Raw genomic sequence first — 15,716 nt, 5'->3', positions numbered from 1 at the left:
CGCCATGGCAAAGATCCTTATGGTCGTCTCCGCTGCCGACAGCCTCACGCTGGCCGACGGCACCGCCCACCCGACCGGCTACTGGGCCGAAGAGGTCGTCGTCTCGCACCAGGTGCTGACCGAGGCGGGCATCGACGTCGACATCGCGACCCCCGGTGGCGCACAGCCCACCGTCGACCCGATCAGCCTCGACGAGCGCGGCAATGTGGAGCCGGGCGACGCGAAGGAGTTCCGCGCCTATCTGGACTCCCTGGCAGGCCAGTTGGCCAAGCCGCTGGCCCTGGCCGATGTGACGGCGACCGACTACGACGCCGTCTACATCCCCGGCGGCCACGGCCCGATGGAGGACCTGGCACATGACGCGGACCTCGGCCGGCTGCTCACCGCCACCGAACGGAGCGGCAAGATCGTCGCGGCGTTGTGCCACGGCCCGGCCGGGGTGCTCAGCGCGAGCGGCGCGAGCGGGGAGAGCGGCGACACGGGCGCCGGCTTCGTCTTCTCCGGACGCAGGCTGACCGTCTTCTCCGACGAGGAGGAGCGGCAGGGCGGCCTCGGGGAAGCGGTCCCGTACTTCGTCGAGAGCAGGCTCCGCGACCTGGGGGCCGTGGTCGAGACCGGTCCGGCCTGGGCCAGCAAGGTCGTGGCCGACGGCAATCTGATCACCGGGCAGAACCCGCAGTCGAGTCACGACACCGCACGTCAGGTGGTCCAGGCTCTCAAGGAGCGCGGCTCCGCCTGACGTACAGTCGCGCTCCGGTCCGCACGGGTACCACCGTCCCGGGGAGGCGCGTGTCTCCCCGGGACGGGACGGCGGTAGTGGGCCGCTCTTGGCCAACCGGCTTATGGACGCGGCCGGTTGAGCCGGCGGACGGGCCCGCACGCCGGCCCGTGCCCGCCGCGGCCTGCTGCCGGTGCCCGCAGCTCCACCACGCCCCGGGGGATTCCCCCACTCCCGAGGCGGCGGGCAGCGGGATGTCGCAGGCGGGGCGGTCCGGCGATCGTGGGTGCGGACCAACCGGCGACCAACGGGGACGACTTGATGACGGAGACGGGAAGTTCGTTCGGAAGCGCGGCCAAGGCGGCGGCGGTCACCGCAGTCGTGCTGGCGGTCACGGGCAGCGCCGCGCTCAGCGTCGCCTCCGCCGAGGAGGCCCGGCGGTCCGCGGCAGCCGCCGCGGACCGGCACGCCAGGGGACCTGTCGCCGGGGCGTGGCGCATGGACGGCTACGGCACGGTGCTGTCCGTGACGGAGAACCGTGTGCGGGAGTATCAGACCACCGAAGTGAGCTGCCTGAAAGGCACTTCGGCCGAGCGGACGGGCGGGCAGGGCACGGCCGCCCGCTACACCACCGGCGACGGGGAGAGCTTCACGCTGCGCCGGGCGGGGAGCCGGGACCGCGCGGCGATGCGCGTGGACGGCTCGCCCGGCGACCGCCGCCTGCGCCGCGTCGACGCGCTTCCCCGCGCCTGCGGCCGCCCCGCTTCTGGCGACCCGCTGGAGAGCTTCGACGTCTTCTGGCAGACGTTCGAGGAGAACTACCCGTTCTTCGAGGCCAAGGGGGTCGACTGGCACGCCGTGCGCGACCGGTACCGGCCGCGCGTCGACGCGGGCACCGGCAAGGACGAACTCTTCGCCGTCTTCCGCGAGATGGTCACGCCGCTGTACGACGCACACGTGGCGGTGCTGGCCGGAGACACCGGCTCCTTCGGGCAGGTCCGTCCGGGCACCCGGCCGCCCACCCCCGAACTGGACGCCAGGGTGCGGGAGTTCGTCGAGAGGCGGGATCTGAAGGGCAAGGAGCTGCGGGAGTTCGCAGGAGGCCGCATCGGCTACGCGGACCTCCCCGGAGGACAGGGCGGTCTGCAGGGCTATCTGCGCGTGTCGGGCTTCGCCGGCTACACGGAGGCCGGCGGATACGCGGCCGACCGCGCCGAGTTGCGGCGTGCGCTCGACACCGTACTGACGAAGGAGCGCACCGAGCGCCTCGGGGGGCTGATCGTCGATCTGCGGATCAACGGCGGCGGATCGGACAGCCTGGGTCTGGAGTTGGCCGCCCGCCTCACCGACCGGCCCTACTTCGCTTACGCCAAGGCGGCACGGAACGACCCGTCCGACCCCGCGCGCTTCACCAGGCCGCAGCCCTTGTACGTACAGCCGGCGGCGGGACGGGCCCGCTGGAACGGACCGGTCGCGGTGCTGACGGGCGGCTCGACGGTCAGCGCGGGTGAGACCTTCACGCAAGCCCTGATGGACCGGCCCGGGCGGACGGTAAGGATCGGGCAGCCCACGCAGGGCGTCTTCTCCGACACCATGGAGCGACGCCTTCCGAACGGCTGGAGTTTCCTGCTCCCGAACGAGGAGTTCCGCACCCGCGACGGCCGCACGTTCGACGGCACGGGCATCCCGCCGCACGTCACCGAACCGGTCTTCACGGACGAGGAGTTCGCCGAGGAGCGGGACTCCGCCTTCGACCGTGCGAGGAACGAGCTGCGGGGGCGCGGCTGAGCGAGGTTGAGCGCGGTCGAGGTCCCGCCTCCGTCCCGGCTGTGCCAGAGCACGTGCGGCAACCAGCGCGCACCTGAAGGCTGTGGTTTGCTCACTCGGGACGGTCTCGCCTGGACTACCGGATCCAGGGCCGCGAGGCGTCGGCCGGCGAGGAGGAGACATGGGCAAGGTGGCTTGGGGCTTCACATGCTCGATCGACGGATTCATCGCAGGCCCGGGGCACGACATGAGCTGGATGTCCGCAGCGGAACCGCTGGCCGAGGGCACCACGGAGCGGATGGCGGGCGATGTCGCGGTGATCATCGCCGGCCGGGCCGGCTACGACGCGGCGAAGGCCCAGCAGGACGAGCGGGACGAGACGACCTCGCAGGCCTACGGCGGCGCGTGGTCGGGGACCGAGTTCATCCTGACTCACCGCCCGGAAGAGCTCGCCGCTGATCCGGCTGTCGTCCCTTTGAACTGTGGCGTAGTGGAGGCGATCCGTCGCGCTCAGGAGATCGCCGGCGACAGGGACGTGCAGATCATCAGTGCCGACATCGCCCGGCAGGCCCTCGAGCACGACCTCGTCGACGAGTTGCAGGTCTTCGTCGCCCCGGTGTTCCTCGGCGACGGTGTCCGCATCTTCGACGTTCCCGGCGGGCGCCGGATCGACTGGGAACTGGTCGGGATCTACGAGGACAGCCCGCGCAGCTTCGGACGGATCTACCGACCGAAGGGACGCCAGTGCTCAACTTCCGGCCACCCGCCCCGGACCACCGCACCGGCGAACCCTGCCCGGTCGGAGCACTAGACGCGGCGCCAGCGCGCCAGCGCGAAGGAGAACAAGCCGTAGAGCGTGACGCCCACGGCGACCGCCACGAGCAGCCACGGCCCGGCCGGAGTCTGCGCGAACGTACGCAACGCCTCGTCCATGCCCTTGACTTCACCGGCGTCGTCCGACCACGCCGCCTCCATGGCGAAGAGCCCGAGGACGACGAGGACGGCCCCGCGTGCGACACCGCCGCTCACCCCGAGCACGTCGATCCACTTGCGCTTGCGGCGCGGAATCTTCGACATCCTCAACTGGTCGTGGTACTTCCGCCGCACCGCCTGTACGGCACCCCAGGCACCCATCGCCGCGAGGGCCAGCCCGACTCCGCCCACCAGCAACTCCCCGGCCGGTGCGGACAACGCGCGGGCGGTGACGTCCTGGGACTTGGCGTCGCTGGAGCCGCTGCCCTTCTCCCCCGCCGCGTACGAGAGCACCGAGAACGCGATCACCCCGTACAGCACGAAGCGCCCTGCCGACATCAGCCGCTTGTGCGACTTGTGCCCGCCCTTCTCCGACGCCCCGAACAGCGCCTCGGACAAACGCCACAGGGCGAGTCCGGCCAGGCCGATCCCGACGCCCCATATGAGGAACCGCCCGAAGGGCTGCTCCGCCAACTGCCGCAGGGCGCCGCCCTGATCGGCCGCCTTGCCGCCCTCGCCGAAGCCGATCCGCAGAGCGAGCAGGCCGACGAGTACGTACAGCACGCCCTGCGCGACCATGCCCGCACGCGCGACTCCTTCGAGTGCTGTGCTGTCGGCCGCCTGCTTGGCGTTCCGCTTCGCGGTGCGCTTGGCGTTGCGCCGCCCGCGTCTCACCACTGCCGGTGCGTTCATGGCTCCGCCTCCCCTTGTGAAGCTCAGGTCAGCGGTTGCCCCGGCTGGTGCGCCGGAAACGCGGAATCCGGCCTATCGGTCGAGAGCGACAGTCCGGACGAGGTGCGCGAACGACGCGGCGGGGAAGGTGAGGACCGGCCCCTCGGGGGCCTTGGAGTCACGTACGGCGACGGCCCCGCGAACGGCGGGGAGTTGGGCGACTTCGACGCACTCGCCGCCGCTGTTCCCGCTGTAACTTGACTTAACCCACCGTGCGTCGACCAGGCTCGGACCGGTGCTCATGCAAGTCCTCCATAACGCGGGCCATCAGTTCCGCCGAGGCATCGAGGGACAGCGCTGCGGCCTGAAGATGATCGTAACGGAACGAACCTGCTGCGACGGCCTTGGGATCAACGCTCAGCTGATTGGACTCGTATGTCTCCGAATAGGTGACGTGCGGGGCGTCTTCAAAGGTGAGCAGCGTGAACGAGCCTGTCAGCCCGTGGTGTGCTCCGGCCGCGAACGGCAAGACCTGCACGTTGACGCTGGTAGCCTCACGGCAACTCAACAAATGAGCCAGTTGAGTTCGCATGCATTCTGGTCCACCGACGGGTCGATGCAGAACCCCTTCGTCGAGGATGATCCAGATCAGCGGCGAGCCCCCACCCGCAAGGATCCGCTGCCGGGCCATCCGGGCGGCGACTCGCTCCTCAAGCGTCTCTGCCGGGCCTGCAGAACGGAGAACTGCGCGCGCATAGTCCTCCGTCTGCAACAGCCCGTGCACGACTTGCGCTTGGAAGGTGTAAATAGTCGTGGCCTCAGCTTCAAGCCGAACGTACTCATGAACCCAAGCCGGGAGCCCGCTCCGCTTGACGAGTTCCCAGAGCCGCAACAGAGCGCCATCTGCGCCAAGAGCGACGTCAGCACGCTCCAGAAACTCCGGTCGGGGAACCTTACGTGCCGTCTCGAACTGGCTGATCAGTGACCCAGTACAGAAAACGATTCCCCCGAGGTCCTCCAACGTCAGTCCAGCCGCTTCCCTTAGCCGTCGCAGTTCGGCACCTAGGTAGTTGAGTGGAGAGGCTCCCGGATCCAACTCACGAACGTTCGCCACCCCAGCCCCCATCAACGGACTTGATTCTGCGCGGAGTTAATTTCCAGCCATAGCCGAGAGTAATCGCCGCATCACAGCCTTGTCCTGTGAACGTCATCGAGGAACCCACCGAATTCCCGCCCCGTCGCTACCGGATCGCGCTGACCGTCGGCGATCACTCGCCGCGTCACCTCCGCCGGATCGCCCGCGCGTATCTGCGGCTGTGGGAGCTGCCCCAGCTCACCGACCCCGTCGAACTCGCCCTGACCGAACTGGTGACGAACGTCCACCGCCACGTCCCTGACCGCTGGTGCGTCGTCACGCTCCTCCGTACGGACACGGGCGTACGTCTAGAAGTCCACGACCGCTCCCCCGCCGCCCCTACTCACCGCTCCGCGACCGAATGGGACGAGGGCGGACGGGGCCTCGCACTCGTCTCGCTGCTGACCGATAAGTGGGCGGTCATGCCTGAACGGACGGGCAAGACCGTGTGGTGCGAGCTGTCAGCCGGATGAACGGGCATCCGGCTGACAGCCTCGCCTCGACGGGCACTCAGAACCGCACCGTCCCGTCCCGCGTCACCGTCGGGACGGACAGCACCGCGTCGAACGCCTCGGAGACCGGCGTCGACAGGCCCGCGCTCTGCGTGCGCATCCACCGCAGCAGCGGCTCCCCCTGGGCGTCGCGTGGTGACCTGCGCAGGTCCGTGAGCGTGATCGCGTCGCCGAGCCCGGCGCCGGTGAGTGCCGCCTCGACGCTGCCGGGCTCCGGGCTTCCCAGGTGCGCGTCGGCGAGTGTGAAGCCGACCTCGGTCTCCGCGTCCATGTACATCTCCGGAACGTGGTCGTCGGTGTGGACGAGGGCGACCGAGCGGTACTCGTCGCCGAGCATCCGGCGGAGGTGCTGGCCCATTGGCAGCGACGTGAGCGCACCGTCGAACTCCACCGCGGTCTTCTGGATGTGGTTGTTGTGCGCCATGAGCACGATCCGGTCCTCGGGCCCCGCGTTCTCCAGGTGCCAGCGAACCGATTCGGCCATGTAGATCTCCCGTACGGACAGGTCCGCGGCCGAACCCCGGCCGGACATCAGGCCGTTCATGGCCCGGAACATGTGGTCCGTGTGGCACGCCGCCTCCACCCTGCGCCGGGCGATGTCGAAACGGCTCTGGCCGCCGCGTGCGACGTAGAGCGGCTCCATGGCCCGCAGCCGCAGCAGCAGTCGCGCCAACGAGGCGGTCAGCGCGTCCTGTTCGGCGGTGCCGAGGGCCGCCCACGCGGGAGCGGCGGCGGCGCCGGAGGCGGCACCGCCGAGGAATCCGTCGCTGATCTCCAGGACTCGCTCCAGCAGGGGAAGCGCCTCTGGGTCGACCTTGCGCAGACAGCCGGCCACCGGGTCCAGGGCGGGCCGAAGGGCTCCCCCGGCCGTGGGCAGGTCGATGCCGGCGAACCGCACAGGCCCGGCACTCGTACGGTTGTGGCGGCGCACCCAGTGCATGAGGTCCGCCGCGAGCCACACCGTGGACGACTTGGCTACCTCCTCCAGGTCGCCGTCGTCGCCCTCGCCCCTCAGCCACGGGTCGAGGGCGAAGGCTTCGCTGAAGCCGAACTCGAAGGCGAAGACGGTGAATCCGCAGCGCTCCGCGAGAAATCGCAGCAGCCGCCGGCGTGCGAGGGAGAACTCCTCGACGAAGTGGGCGTTCTCGCCGACGGCGAGGACGCGGGCGTCCCCGGCGATCTCCCGGAGCGCCTCCAGATCGTCGAGGGGTGCGTCCGGGTCCAGGGTGGTCAGGGTGGTGGCGTGCTCGCGGAACCAGTCGGCGAGGACCTCGCCGGCGGCGGGCTCGGAGGCAGGCTGATCGGACATGGGTGGGCTCGTTTCTCTTCTGAGGGGTTCGGGTTCGGAAGCGCTGACCGTCCGTACGAGGGACGCAGCATCGCCTCGGCACGCGAGGGCAACGCAAACTCGCGCCGGAGACCGCTCGGTTCACCGGCGTGTACGTGCCTGTCGAGGTGCCGACGGAGGAACCCGTCAGAGGAAGAGACTGCCGACTGCCATGCTCCGGAACCTAGTGCCCGACGACGGCCGGCGCATCTGAATTTCCGTCCCGAGACGGCCCTTGAGCGCCGCCGACGCCTGCCGATATCCTGAAGGGTTCTCCCACTCCCGGGGTCGGGCGGGCTTCAAGTCGCCGTCCACGCCGGGCCGTTGGGAGGTGCGCGTAGACGAAGGAAGGAGCGTGACGCCATGAGCTCGCGAATCCGAACCTGGCCGCCCGCCCCGGAGAGTCCGGGATTCCGGGCGGCGGGTTCCGGAAGGAACGAGATGTCCCGTACGGACAGGACCAAGCCGCTGTGGGTGCGCCACGCGGAGCACGGCCCCCGGCCGGTCCACGATCACCGCCACGGCGCTTGTGACCTGCCGCCGCACCCGACGCGGGAGGAGCCGGACACGCGCTGCAGGTGGGAGCACTCCGACGCGCTGCTCTTCCGCCACACCTGCTGCTCGGGATGCAGCAGACGCGGCTGCGCCCGGGAATGGCAGCAGATGGTCAAGACGAGCAACCGCAAGGAACGTTACGCGGGCCGTCGCGAGGCCCGCCGGCTTGCCGCAAGGGAAGACGGCTGACTGCACTGCGCTTCCCGCGACCGGCGGCGCAGGCCGCCGGTCGCGGGGCGCCTTCACACGATGACGATGACCTCCAGCGTGCGCGGCCCGTGCACGCCCTCCACTCGTTCGAGTTCGATGTCGCTGGTCGCGGACGGGCCGGAGACGAACGTCAGCGGCCGTGCGGGATCCAGCCTGGCCAGCGCCTCCGGTACGCCGAAGACGACCTGGCCGGCCCGTACGAGACACAGGTGGTAGTCGGGCACCAGCGTCAGTGCCCGCCGTCCCTGCCCGGGCCCGCCGTCGAGGACCAGGGTTCCGGTCTCCGCGATGGCCGTGGCGGCAGTCGTGACCGTGCCGTCCGTACGGTCGAGTTCGCTCACGGGCACCCGCGGGTCGTCGCTCAGAATCCGGACCGGCGTCCCCGTCCCCTCAGTGGTCAGCCCGGCCTGCCACTCGCGGGGGAATCCGCCGGGCACCACGACGCGGGCCGCGCCACGGGCCGCGAGTGCGTCCGCGACGGCACGGGCGACGGCGTCCTCCGGCACCAGCCGCACCGCCGCGCCGTAGTCAGCCAGCCGCTCGGCGAGCAGCTTCGCGGCCTGGGCCGGATCGGCTCCCGGTGGCGCGCTCCGGCTGTAGTCCCGGGCGACCGGCACATCCTGCGGGCGCTCGTCGTCGGGTACGTCCGCGAGCGCACGACGGATGCGGTGAAGAACCTCCGCGCGTGCCTCGCTCATCGCCGCTTCCCTCACCGCCGTGTCCTCCTCCACCAGGCCCTGAAGCTCTCCTCGGCCGGAACCGGTGCGTCACGCGCGTCGGTCCATGCCGACAGCGGCCCCGGCAGCCGGCTCGCGCCGCGCCCCCGCCGCCCGGGCAGCAGCCGCCCTGCCAGCGCTCCCGCACGCTGTGCCGCCGCCAGCCGGGACGGTTCGGCCAGCACCCAGCTCGCCGCCGCCATCGCCAGCCGCTCGGGCTTCGGGACGGGGCGGCGCCGGCCGCCGTCCACCATGCGCGCCCTGAGATGGACGAGCACGTCGGGGATGTTGATCTTTACGGGGCAGACCTCGTAACAAGCCCCGCACAGCGTCGACGCGTAGGGCAGCGAGCGGTCCGACTCCGTTGCGCCGCCCCGCAGTTGAGGGCTCAGGATGGCGCCTATCGGCCCCGGATAGACGGACCCGTAGGCGTGACCGCCGACCCGTTCGTACACAGGGCAGACGTTGAGGCAGGCCGAGCACCGGATGCAGTTGAGGGCCTGGCGGCCGACCGGGTCGGCGAGGGTGTCGCTCCGGCCGCCGTCGAGCAGCACCAGATGGAAGGCGCGCGGCCCCTCACCGCCGTCGGCCCCGGCCCCTGACCCCGTTTCCGTCCCCGTCCCCGTCCCCGTCCCCGTCCCCGTCCCCGTCCCCGTCCAGGTTGAGGTGTACGGGTTCATCCGCTCGCCCGTGGAGGAGCGGGGCAGAAGCTGCAGAAAGACCTCCAGGTCCTGCCACGTCGGCACGACCTTCTCGATGCCGGCCACGGAGATCAGGGTCTCGGGGAGCGTGAGACACATCCGTCCGTTGCCCTCGGATTCCACGACGACCGCGGTGCCGGTGTCGGCCACGAGGAAGTTCGCCCCCGACACCGCGACCTTGGCCCGCAGGAACTTCTCCCTCAGATGGCGCCGGGCCGCCTCGGCCAACTCCGCCGGAGCATCGCCCAGTCCGTCCGGTGCGGCGGCGCCGTGCTCCCCCATCGCCCGCAGGAAGATCTCCCTGATCTCCGCCCGGTTGCGGTGGATCGCCGGGACCAGCAGGTGCGACGGCAGGTCCTCGCCGAGCTGGACGATCAGTTCGGCGAGATCGGTCTCGTACGCGGCGATGCCCGCCTCGGCCAGCGCCTCGTTCAGCCCGATCTCCTGGGTGGCCATGGACTTGACCTTGACCAGCTCCCGCTCCCCGGTGCTCCGGACGAGGTCCACGACGATCCGGCTCGCCTCCTCGGCGTCGCGCGCCCAGTGCACCCGGCCGCCGGCGGCCGTCACCCGCTCCTCCAGTTGCAGGAGGTAGCGGTCCAGATGCCGCAGGGTGCGTTCCTTGATGGCGCGCCCCGCCTCGCGCAGCTCCTGCCAGTCGTCCAACTCGCCCACGGCGTCCGTCCGTTTGCCGCGGATCGTGGCTGTGGCGTGCGCGAGGTTCCTGCGCAGCTGCGTGTCCGCGAGCGCGTCCTTCGCCGCGCCGGGGAAGGACGGCATCCCGAGGAACGTCGCGCCGCTCATGGGGACTTCACCCTCTCCGCGCCGTCGTGCGTGGACGGGACGTCGTACGCCTCGGTGGAGGCGAGGATCTCCGCGAGGTGCATCGTCCGTACCCCCGCACGCAGCCGGGAGAGCATCCCGCCGATGTGGGTCAGGCAGGAGTTGTCGCCCGCGCACAGCACCTCGGCGCCGGTTCCCGTCACGTGCCGCACCTTGTCGGCGCACATCGCCACCGACGTATCCGCGTTCTTGAGCGCGAAGGTGCCGCCGAAGCCGCAGCACTGATCGGCCGCGGGCAGCTCGACCAGGTCGATGCCGCGCACGGCCCGCAGCAGGGCGGCCGGCGCGTCCCCCACCCCGAGCACGCGCAGCGAGTGGCACGTCGGGTGGTACGTGACGCGGTGCGGGAAGTAAGCCCCGACATCGGTCACTTGGAGGACGCGGACGAGGAACTCCGACAGCTCGTACACCGGTGGCGCCGCGCTCACCGCGGCGGACAGCCGCGCGTCGCCTGCCGTTCCGGCCACCTGGCCGTGGTACTCGCGCACCATTGCGGCGCACGAACCCGACGGGGTCACCACCGCGTCGTAACCGGTGAAGGCGTCGGCGAAGCGCCGCACGAGCGGTACGCACTCCCGCCGGTAGCCGGTGTTGAAGTGCATCTGGCCGCAGCAGGTCTGGGACTGCGGGAACTCCACTTCGCAGCCCAGCCGCTCCAGCAGCCGCACCACCGCACGGCCGGTGGCCGGGGCCAGGGTGTCGGCCAGACATGTGATGAACAGGGCGATCCGCATGCTCTCTCCGGTGTACGGCGGGCGCGCGGTGCGCCACCCGCCGGGCGGTCAAGGGAAGTTGTGGGGACGGGACACTGTCGGGACGGGCGCTGTGGGTACGCCGGACGAGGGGGCCCGCGGAGGCCTACGGGAGCATCCAGGCGAGAACGCCCGACTGCAGGTAGACCAGCACGCACATGCAGAGCAGAAGCAGCAGGCTCCACTTCATGGCGCCCCGGAACAGGACGGATTCGCGTCCGACGAGGCCGACGGCCGTGGCGGCGATCGTCAGATTCTGCGGGCTGATCATCTTGCCGACGACACCACCGGAGGTGTTGGCCGCGACGAGCAGCGTCGGATCCAGTCCGGCCTTGTTCCCGGCGGCCTGCTGGAGGGTCGCGAACAGGGCGTTGGCCGAGGTGTCCGAGCCGGTCACGGCGGTCCCCAGCCAGCCGAGGATCGGCGAGAGGAAGGCGAAAGCGGCGCCCGTACCGGCGATCCAGGTGCCGATGGTGATCGTCTGCCCGGAGAGGTTCATGACGTACGCGAGCGCCAGTACGGAGGCGACGGTGAGCAGGGCCCAGCGCAGCTTCACCACCGTGGAGACGAACTCACGTGCGGCATCGGCCGCGTTGACGCGGTAGACGACGGCGACCGCGAGCCCGGAGAGCAGCAGCAGCGTGCCCGGCGAGGAGAGCCACGGCAAGGTGTAGACGGTGCTGGTGGAGGGCTCGCCCGCAGCCGTGAGGACCTGCCCGTCGAGCCCGGGCCAGCCCGCCTCGACGTCACTGGAGGCGAGGAACTCCTTGGCCGGCGCCCACAGTTTGGCCACCGAGAAGACCGCGATCACGATGAGGTAGGGCAGGAACGCCATGACGGTGCGGGAGCGGCCGCCGCCCTCGCCCGTCACAGGGTCCTGCGCGGCCGGACGCGTACGGGTCGTGGTCCCGGAGCGGGTGCCGTCGCCGGTGCCGGTCCCGGAACCCGCACCGGAACCGGAACCCGTGTCCGCACCCGTGCCCCCGGCACCCGAGCCCACCTCCGAGCCCGCGCCCTCGTCCCGTACCCCGGAACCGTCGCCGCGCTCCTGCAGCCCGGCCCTCGCCTCCTCGCCGCCCTTTGGCGTCCACACGCGGAGGAAGAGCACCACTGACGCCAGCGCCACGAGCGAGGCGATGATGTCCGTCAGCTCCACCGAGACGTAGTTGGCGCTCACGAACTGCGCCAGCCCGAACACCGTCCCGCACACCGCCGCGACCGGCCAGGTCTGGCGGACACCGCGCCGGCCGTCGACGAGAGCGACGAGCAGCAGCGGCACGAAGAGAGCGATCAACGGCGTCTGACGGCCGACGTAGGCACCGATCTCGGTGTACGGGATCTTGGTGAGGCTGCCCGCGGTGATGATCGGAATCGCGATCGCTCCGAACGCGACGGGCGCCGTGTTGGCGACCAGGACGGTGATCGCGGCACGCACGGGAGCGAAGCCGAGCGCCATCAGCATGACGCCGGTGATCGCCACCGGCGCTCCGAACCCGGCGAGCGCCTCCAGCAGCCCGCCGAAGCAGAACGCGATGATCACCGCCTGGACACGCGGGTCGTCGCTGATCAGGCCGAAGGCCCGTCGCAGATCCTCGAACCGCCCGCTGACGACGGTCAGTTGGTACACCCAGATCGCGGCGACCACGATCCACATGATGGGGAACAGTCCGAAGGCCGCTCCTTCGCCCGCCGACAGCGCGACGAGGCCGGCAGGCATGCCGTAGCAGACAACGGCGACGCCTGCCGCCGCCGCGAGCGATGCGAGCCCGGCCCAGTGCGCCTTCAGCCGGAAGCCGCCGAGCAGGACGAAGAGCAGAAGGAGCGGTACGGCGGCCACGAGCGCGGACAGGGCGAGGCTGTCGGCGACCGGGGACAGATCGGGTTGGTACATGGCGATCCTCACTGGGGCACACCACCCAGCGGTAGCTGGGCGAGGACTTTGGTCAGACCATAGGTTGGTTGGCACACGCTAAGCAGCCGTGGAACCTGCCGTCCATAGCTGCGTCGAGAAAATGTCTTTGGTCTGACCAATGAATGGAGGCCTCAAGCTATGATCAGGGGTGTGGACTGACGTGGGCCGCGAGTCACGCGATGCGGCCGTCACCTGGTGAAAGGGCTCTCCATGGCTCAGACCGCGGCCTGGGAGCCGGTGCCGCGCTCTCGGACCTTCGAACTCGTACTCGGCCGGATCGAGGAGCAGATCCTCGCCGGCAACCTGCACGTGGGGGACCGCCTGCCGCCCGAGCGGGAGCTGGTCGAGCTGCTCGGCGTGAGCCGGGCCGCCGTACGGGAAGCGCTGCGCGTGCTGGAGGCGCAGGGCGTGCTGCGTTCGCGCGTGGGCACGGGGCCTGCCTCGGGAAGTGTGATCGCGGCCATGCCCAGTGAGGGCCTCAGCCGGCTTCTCCGTCTCCACATCGCGCTGGCCAACTTCCCGCACGGCGACGTCGCGGAGGCGCGCGCCACGCTGGAGCGTTCCAGTGCACGACTGGCAGCCGAACGGGCCACCGAAGCCGACCTCGCCCGCATGCGCGAGCCGCTTCTCCGCATGGACCAACAAGGCCTGGCCCCGGAGGAGTTCAACGACTTCGACACCGCCTTCCACGTCGCCGTCGCCGAGGCGGGAGGCAACCGGCTGGTGGCCGACATGACGATCGCCGTACGCAACGCCGTACGGCACACGCTGCTCAGCGCGTTCCGGAGGCTGCCGGACTGGGAGGCGGTCGCGACCCGTCTGCGAGCCGAGCACCACGGTGTGTACGACGCCATCGCGGCCGGGGACAGCGAGCGGGCCGGGGACCTCGTGGAGGCCCACATCCGCGGCTTCCACGAGGACGTCGTCCACGGAGTCCTGGATGCGCCACGGACCGCTCCGGACCCGGCAGAGCGGACCCGTCCGGCACCGGAACCGGCACCCGGGCCGGGACGGGGGCCAGGTCCGGTACCGGGGCCGGACTAGCCTCCGGTCCCCGGTCCCCTGCCGCACGCGCCGCCCCGAACCCTGTCCGTGCCGCTCAACCCGCCCCGTACGACCGCTTGTCGAATCTCCACGCGACTGCCCGCAAGGCTCTCGGGCCCTCCGCGGCGTCGGAGTCCGCGGACCGGCTGCGCGCCCACCAACCTCGCGGTGCTGCGGGCGCTTCTCAACGGCCTGAGAAATCCCCGGCGTTGAAATCCCTGACATCCCCGGCCGCGGAGCGGCGGCGTCGCCGCCGGGGGGCGGGAGGGATCCTTACGAGCCCGTGGAGTCCTACGAGCCCGGGGAGTCCGGGGAGCCCGGGGAGCCCGTGGAGTCCGGGGAGTTGAGGATGATCGCTCCGGCGGGGCAGAGGCCGGCGGCCATCCGGGCGGCGGCCCGTCGCCCGGGGCCCGGCGCGGACTGCAGGAGCACCACCAGGCCCTCCTCGTCGTCCTGGTCGAAGACCTCGGGAGCCGTCAGGGCGCACATTCCGGCTCCGGCACACCGGCCACGGTGGACGCCGATACGCAGCGGCTCCATGGGGTGGCTCATGCTCGAATAGCTCGGGGAAGGGTCGCTCATGGGGTTGCTCCTTGGTCCCAGGTGACGGGCAGGCTGATGACGCCGTAGATGTTGGAGCGGTCGCGGAGCGGCACCTCATGCGGCGGCACCGCGAGGCGCAGAGTGGGGAAGCGGGCGAAGAGCGCCGGGAACGCGACGGTCATCTCTACGCGGGCGAGCTGCTGGCCCAGGCACTGGTGGGGTCCGTGGCCGAAGGCCAGGTGCCCTGTGGCCTTGCGGTGGATGTCGAGCCGGTCGGGCTCGGGGAACTTGTGCGGGTCGCGGTTGACGGCCTGCACGGAAATGGTCACCGTCTCACCCGCTCTGATGAGCTGTCCCTCCACCTCGACGTCCTCGAGTGCCGACCGCGGCAGCGGGTCGGCCACGCTGAGGTAGCGCAGCAGCTCCTCCACGGTCTGCCCGGCGAGTGCGGGGCCGGCGCGAAGGGCGTCGAGCTGGCCGGGGTTGCTCAGCAGGGCGAAGGTGCCGAGACCGAGCATGTTCGCCGTGGTGTCGAGTCCGGCGGCGAGCAGCATCCCGCCGATTCCGGCCAGCTCCTCGTCGCCGAGGTCGGAGGTGGTCAGATCGCTGAGCAGGTCGTCGGTGGGCTCGGCCCGCTTGGCGAGGACCAGTTCGTTCAGGAACCGGAGCAGCGCCATGTGGGCCTCGCCCATCGCCTCCGGGCCCGCCGTCTGGTCGAAGAGTGTCGCCACATGGCTCTGGAAGCGCTCCCGTTCGTCGTACGGAACGCCCAGCAGCTCACAGATCATGAGTGCGGGCACGGGCTGCGCGAACGCCTCCACCAGATCGGCCGTGGGCCCGGCCGCCTCCATGGCGTCCAGGCACTCGGTGGTGAACTGCCGGACCCGCTCGGTGAGTTGACGCATGCGGCGGACGGTGAACTTGCCGGTGAGCAGGCGCCGGTAGCGGGTGTGCTCGGGTGCGTCGAGGCCGATGATGTCGCCGATGGGTGCGGGCGGCAGCTCCCCCTGTACGCCCTCCAACGGCACCGGCGTGTGCATGGGTTCGTAGCGTGAGCTGAAGCGCGGATCGGCCAGGATCGCACGGGCCGCGGCGTGTCCGGTGACCAGCCAGCCCAGGTGTCCGTCGGCGTAGCGCATGCGGCACAGAGGCTTGCCGCTCAACGCGGTGAGCCCGGCGGGCGGGTCGAACGGGCAGCCGGTGCGCCGTTCGGTGGGCAGGGCGGGCGGCTCTTCAGCGGCGGTGTCAGGGGCGGCGACGTCGGCAGCAGCGGCAGCGGTGGCTTCGGCAGCGGCAGTGGCTGTGCCGGCGGCCGTCGGATCGTAAGGCATGGTTGT

At 70.9% G+C, this 15,716-nt stretch carries 16 protein-coding genes; 6 read left to right on the top strand and 10 right to left on the bottom strand.

The features are described from left to right. The first annotated feature begins 4 nt into the window (after positions 1-4). The 3 genes from AN215_RS16885 (at position 5) to AN215_RS16875 (ending at position 3,296) form a co-directional block, all read left to right on the top strand. On the top strand, positions 5-739 hold the full coding sequence (locus AN215_RS16885; protein WP_070013798.1) for a type 1 glutamine amidotransferase domain-containing protein: 735 nt from the start codon (positions 5-7) through the stop codon (positions 737-739). 300 nt (positions 740-1,039) lie between these two features. Then, positions 1,040-2,506 carry a S41 family peptidase gene (locus AN215_RS16880; protein WP_079123244.1) on the top strand — a complete coding sequence of 489 codons (1,467 nt, stop codon included), beginning with the start codon at positions 1,040-1,042 and terminating at the stop codon, positions 2,504-2,506. A gap of 160 nt (positions 2,507-2,666) precedes the next feature. Next, positions 2,667-3,296 (top strand): dihydrofolate reductase family protein, encoded by a 630-nt coding sequence (locus AN215_RS16875; RefSeq protein ID WP_079123125.1) that lies wholly within the window; start codon positions 2,667-2,669, stop codon positions 3,294-3,296. Here the strand turns inward: AN215_RS16875 and AN215_RS16870 are convergent. The 3 genes from AN215_RS16870 to AN215_RS16865 all read right to left on the bottom strand — a co-directional run bounded on the left by AN215_RS16870 (position 3,293) and on the right by AN215_RS16865 (position 5,243). Beyond that, entirely contained in the window at positions 3,293-4,150 is an 858-nt protein-coding gene (locus AN215_RS16870; protein ID WP_070013797.1) for a DUF1206 domain-containing protein, read from the bottom strand. The genes AN215_RS16875 and AN215_RS16870 overlap by 4 nt on opposite strands. Before the next feature lie 72 nt (positions 4,151-4,222). Next, positions 4,223-4,432 carry a DUF397 domain-containing protein gene (locus tag AN215_RS28720; protein WP_079123124.1) on the bottom strand — a complete coding sequence of 70 codons (210 nt, stop codon included), beginning with the start codon at positions 4,430-4,432 and terminating at the stop codon, positions 4,223-4,225. Then, a complete protein-coding gene (locus tag AN215_RS16865) occupies positions 4,392-5,243 on the bottom strand; it encodes a helix-turn-helix domain-containing protein (RefSeq protein WP_070014006.1) in 852 nt (283 codons plus the stop codon). Before AN215_RS16865 ends, AN215_RS28720 begins: the two co-directional genes overlap by 41 nt. A gap of 86 nt (positions 5,244-5,329) precedes the next feature. Here AN215_RS16865 and AN215_RS16860 point away from each other — a divergent pair, with 86 nt between their 5' ends. Further along, positions 5,330-5,737, top strand: coding sequence for an ATP-binding protein (locus AN215_RS16860; protein WP_070013796.1), 408 nt, complete (start codon positions 5,330-5,332; stop codon positions 5,735-5,737). 37 nt (positions 5,738-5,774) lie between these two features. Here AN215_RS16860 and AN215_RS16855 read toward each other — a convergent pair whose 3' ends face one another. Next, a complete protein-coding gene (locus AN215_RS16855; protein ID WP_070013795.1) occupies positions 5,775-7,085 on the bottom strand; it encodes an erythromycin esterase family protein in 1,311 nt (436 codons plus the stop codon). 381 nt (positions 7,086-7,466) lie between these two features. Here AN215_RS16855 and AN215_RS16850 point away from each other — a divergent pair, with 381 nt between their 5' ends. Further along, a complete protein-coding gene (locus tag AN215_RS16850; protein ID WP_245694531.1) occupies positions 7,467-7,847 on the top strand; it encodes a hypothetical protein in 381 nt (126 codons plus the stop codon). Positions 7,848-7,900: 53 nt separating this feature from the next. Here the strand turns inward: AN215_RS16850 and AN215_RS16845 are convergent, their stop codons facing one another. The 4 genes from AN215_RS16845 to AN215_RS16830 all read right to left on the bottom strand — a co-directional run bounded on the left by AN215_RS16845 (position 7,901) and on the right by AN215_RS16830 (position 12,771). Further along, positions 7,901-8,566 carry a LutC/YkgG family protein gene (locus tag AN215_RS16845; RefSeq protein WP_070013793.1) on the bottom strand — a complete coding sequence of 222 codons (666 nt, stop codon included), beginning with the start codon at positions 8,564-8,566 and terminating at the stop codon, positions 7,901-7,903. A gap of 11 nt (positions 8,567-8,577) precedes the next feature. After that, positions 8,578-10,089 carry a lactate utilization protein B gene (locus tag AN215_RS16840; protein ID WP_070031195.1) on the bottom strand — a complete coding sequence of 504 codons (1,512 nt, stop codon included), beginning with the start codon at positions 10,087-10,089 and terminating at the stop codon, positions 8,578-8,580. Beyond that, on the bottom strand, positions 10,086-10,862 hold the full coding sequence (locus AN215_RS16835) for a (Fe-S)-binding protein (protein ID WP_070013791.1): 777 nt from the start codon (positions 10,860-10,862) through the stop codon (positions 10,086-10,088). The genes AN215_RS16840 and AN215_RS16835 overlap by 4 nt, the downstream gene beginning before the upstream one ends. A gap of 124 nt (positions 10,863-10,986) precedes the next feature. Continuing rightward, a complete protein-coding gene (locus AN215_RS16830) occupies positions 10,987-12,771 on the bottom strand; it encodes an L-lactate permease (RefSeq protein ID WP_070013790.1) in 1,785 nt (594 codons plus the stop codon). Positions 12,772-13,002: 231 nt separating this feature from the next. On the opposite strand from AN215_RS16830, the gene AN215_RS16825 reads away from it, so the two are divergent. Further along, the gene (locus tag AN215_RS16825; protein ID WP_079123122.1) at positions 13,003-13,836 is read left to right on the top strand and encodes a FadR/GntR family transcriptional regulator; all 834 of its coding nucleotides are present in this window, start codon (positions 13,003-13,005) and stop codon (positions 13,834-13,836) included. Between the two features lie 291 nt (positions 13,837-14,127). Here the strand turns inward: AN215_RS16825 and AN215_RS16820 are convergent, their stop codons facing one another. Next, the gene (locus tag AN215_RS16820) at positions 14,128-14,418 is read right to left on the bottom strand and encodes a ferredoxin (RefSeq protein ID WP_420856230.1); all 291 of its coding nucleotides are present in this window, start codon (positions 14,416-14,418) and stop codon (positions 14,128-14,130) included. Next, positions 14,415-15,710, bottom strand: a complete 1,296-nt coding sequence (locus AN215_RS16815; protein WP_079123121.1) for a cytochrome P450 — start codon at positions 15,708-15,710, stop codon at positions 14,415-14,417. Before AN215_RS16815 ends, AN215_RS16820 begins: the two co-directional genes overlap by 4 nt. Positions 15,711-15,716: the final 6 nt, after the last annotated feature.

The sequence above is a fragment of the Streptomyces abyssalis genome, from assembly GCF_001751365.1.
In the GTDB taxonomy this organism is placed as follows: domain Bacteria; phylum Actinomycetota; class Actinomycetes; order Streptomycetales; family Streptomycetaceae; genus Streptomyces; species Streptomyces abyssalis.
The sequence above is the reverse complement of the archived record's forward strand: the minus strand, read 5'-3'. Positions and strand labels throughout refer to the sequence as shown.

Bases quoted from the DNA above. Each gene is read 5' to 3' on its own strand.
- AN215_RS16885 (WP_070013798.1), top strand. From the start codon at position 5: ATGGCAAAGATCCTTATGGTCGTCTCCGCTGCCGACAGCCTCACGCTG.
- AN215_RS16880 (WP_079123244.1), top strand. From the start codon at position 1,040: ATGACGGAGACGGGAAGTTCGTTCGGAAGCGCGGCCAAGGCGGCGGCG.
- AN215_RS16875 (WP_079123125.1), top strand. From the start codon at position 2,667: ATGGGCAAGGTGGCTTGGGGCTTCACATGCTCGATCGACGGATTCATC.
- AN215_RS16870 (WP_070013797.1), bottom strand. From the start codon at position 4,150: ATGAACGCACCGGCAGTGGTGAGACGCGGGCGGCGCAACGCCAAGCGC.
- AN215_RS28720 (WP_079123124.1), bottom strand. From the start codon at position 4,432: ATGAGCACCGGTCCGAGCCTGGTCGACGCACGGTGGGTTAAGTCAAGT.
- AN215_RS16855 (WP_070013795.1), bottom strand. From the start codon at position 7,085: ATGTCCGATCAGCCTGCCTCCGAGCCCGCCGCCGGCGAGGTCCTCGCC.
- AN215_RS16850 (WP_245694531.1), top strand. From the start codon at position 7,467: ATGAGCTCGCGAATCCGAACCTGGCCGCCCGCCCCGGAGAGTCCGGGA.
- AN215_RS16845 (WP_070013793.1), bottom strand. From the start codon at position 8,566: ATGAGCGAGGCACGCGCGGAGGTTCTTCACCGCATCCGTCGTGCGCTC.
- AN215_RS16840 (WP_070031195.1), bottom strand. From the start codon at position 10,089: ATGAGCGGCGCGACGTTCCTCGGGATGCCGTCCTTCCCCGGCGCGGCG.
- AN215_RS16835 (WP_070013791.1), bottom strand. From the start codon at position 10,862: ATGCGGATCGCCCTGTTCATCACATGTCTGGCCGACACCCTGGCCCCG.
- AN215_RS16830 (WP_070013790.1), bottom strand. From the start codon at position 12,771: ATGTACCAACCCGATCTGTCCCCGGTCGCCGACAGCCTCGCCCTGTCC.
- AN215_RS16825 (WP_079123122.1), top strand. From the start codon at position 13,003: ATGGCTCAGACCGCGGCCTGGGAGCCGGTGCCGCGCTCTCGGACCTTC.
- AN215_RS16820 (WP_420856230.1), bottom strand. From the start codon at position 14,418: ATGAGCGACCCTTCCCCGAGCTATTCGAGCATGAGCCACCCCATGGAG.
- AN215_RS16815 (WP_079123121.1), bottom strand. From the start codon at position 15,710: ATGCCTTACGATCCGACGGCCGCCGGCACAGCCACTGCCGCTGCCGAA.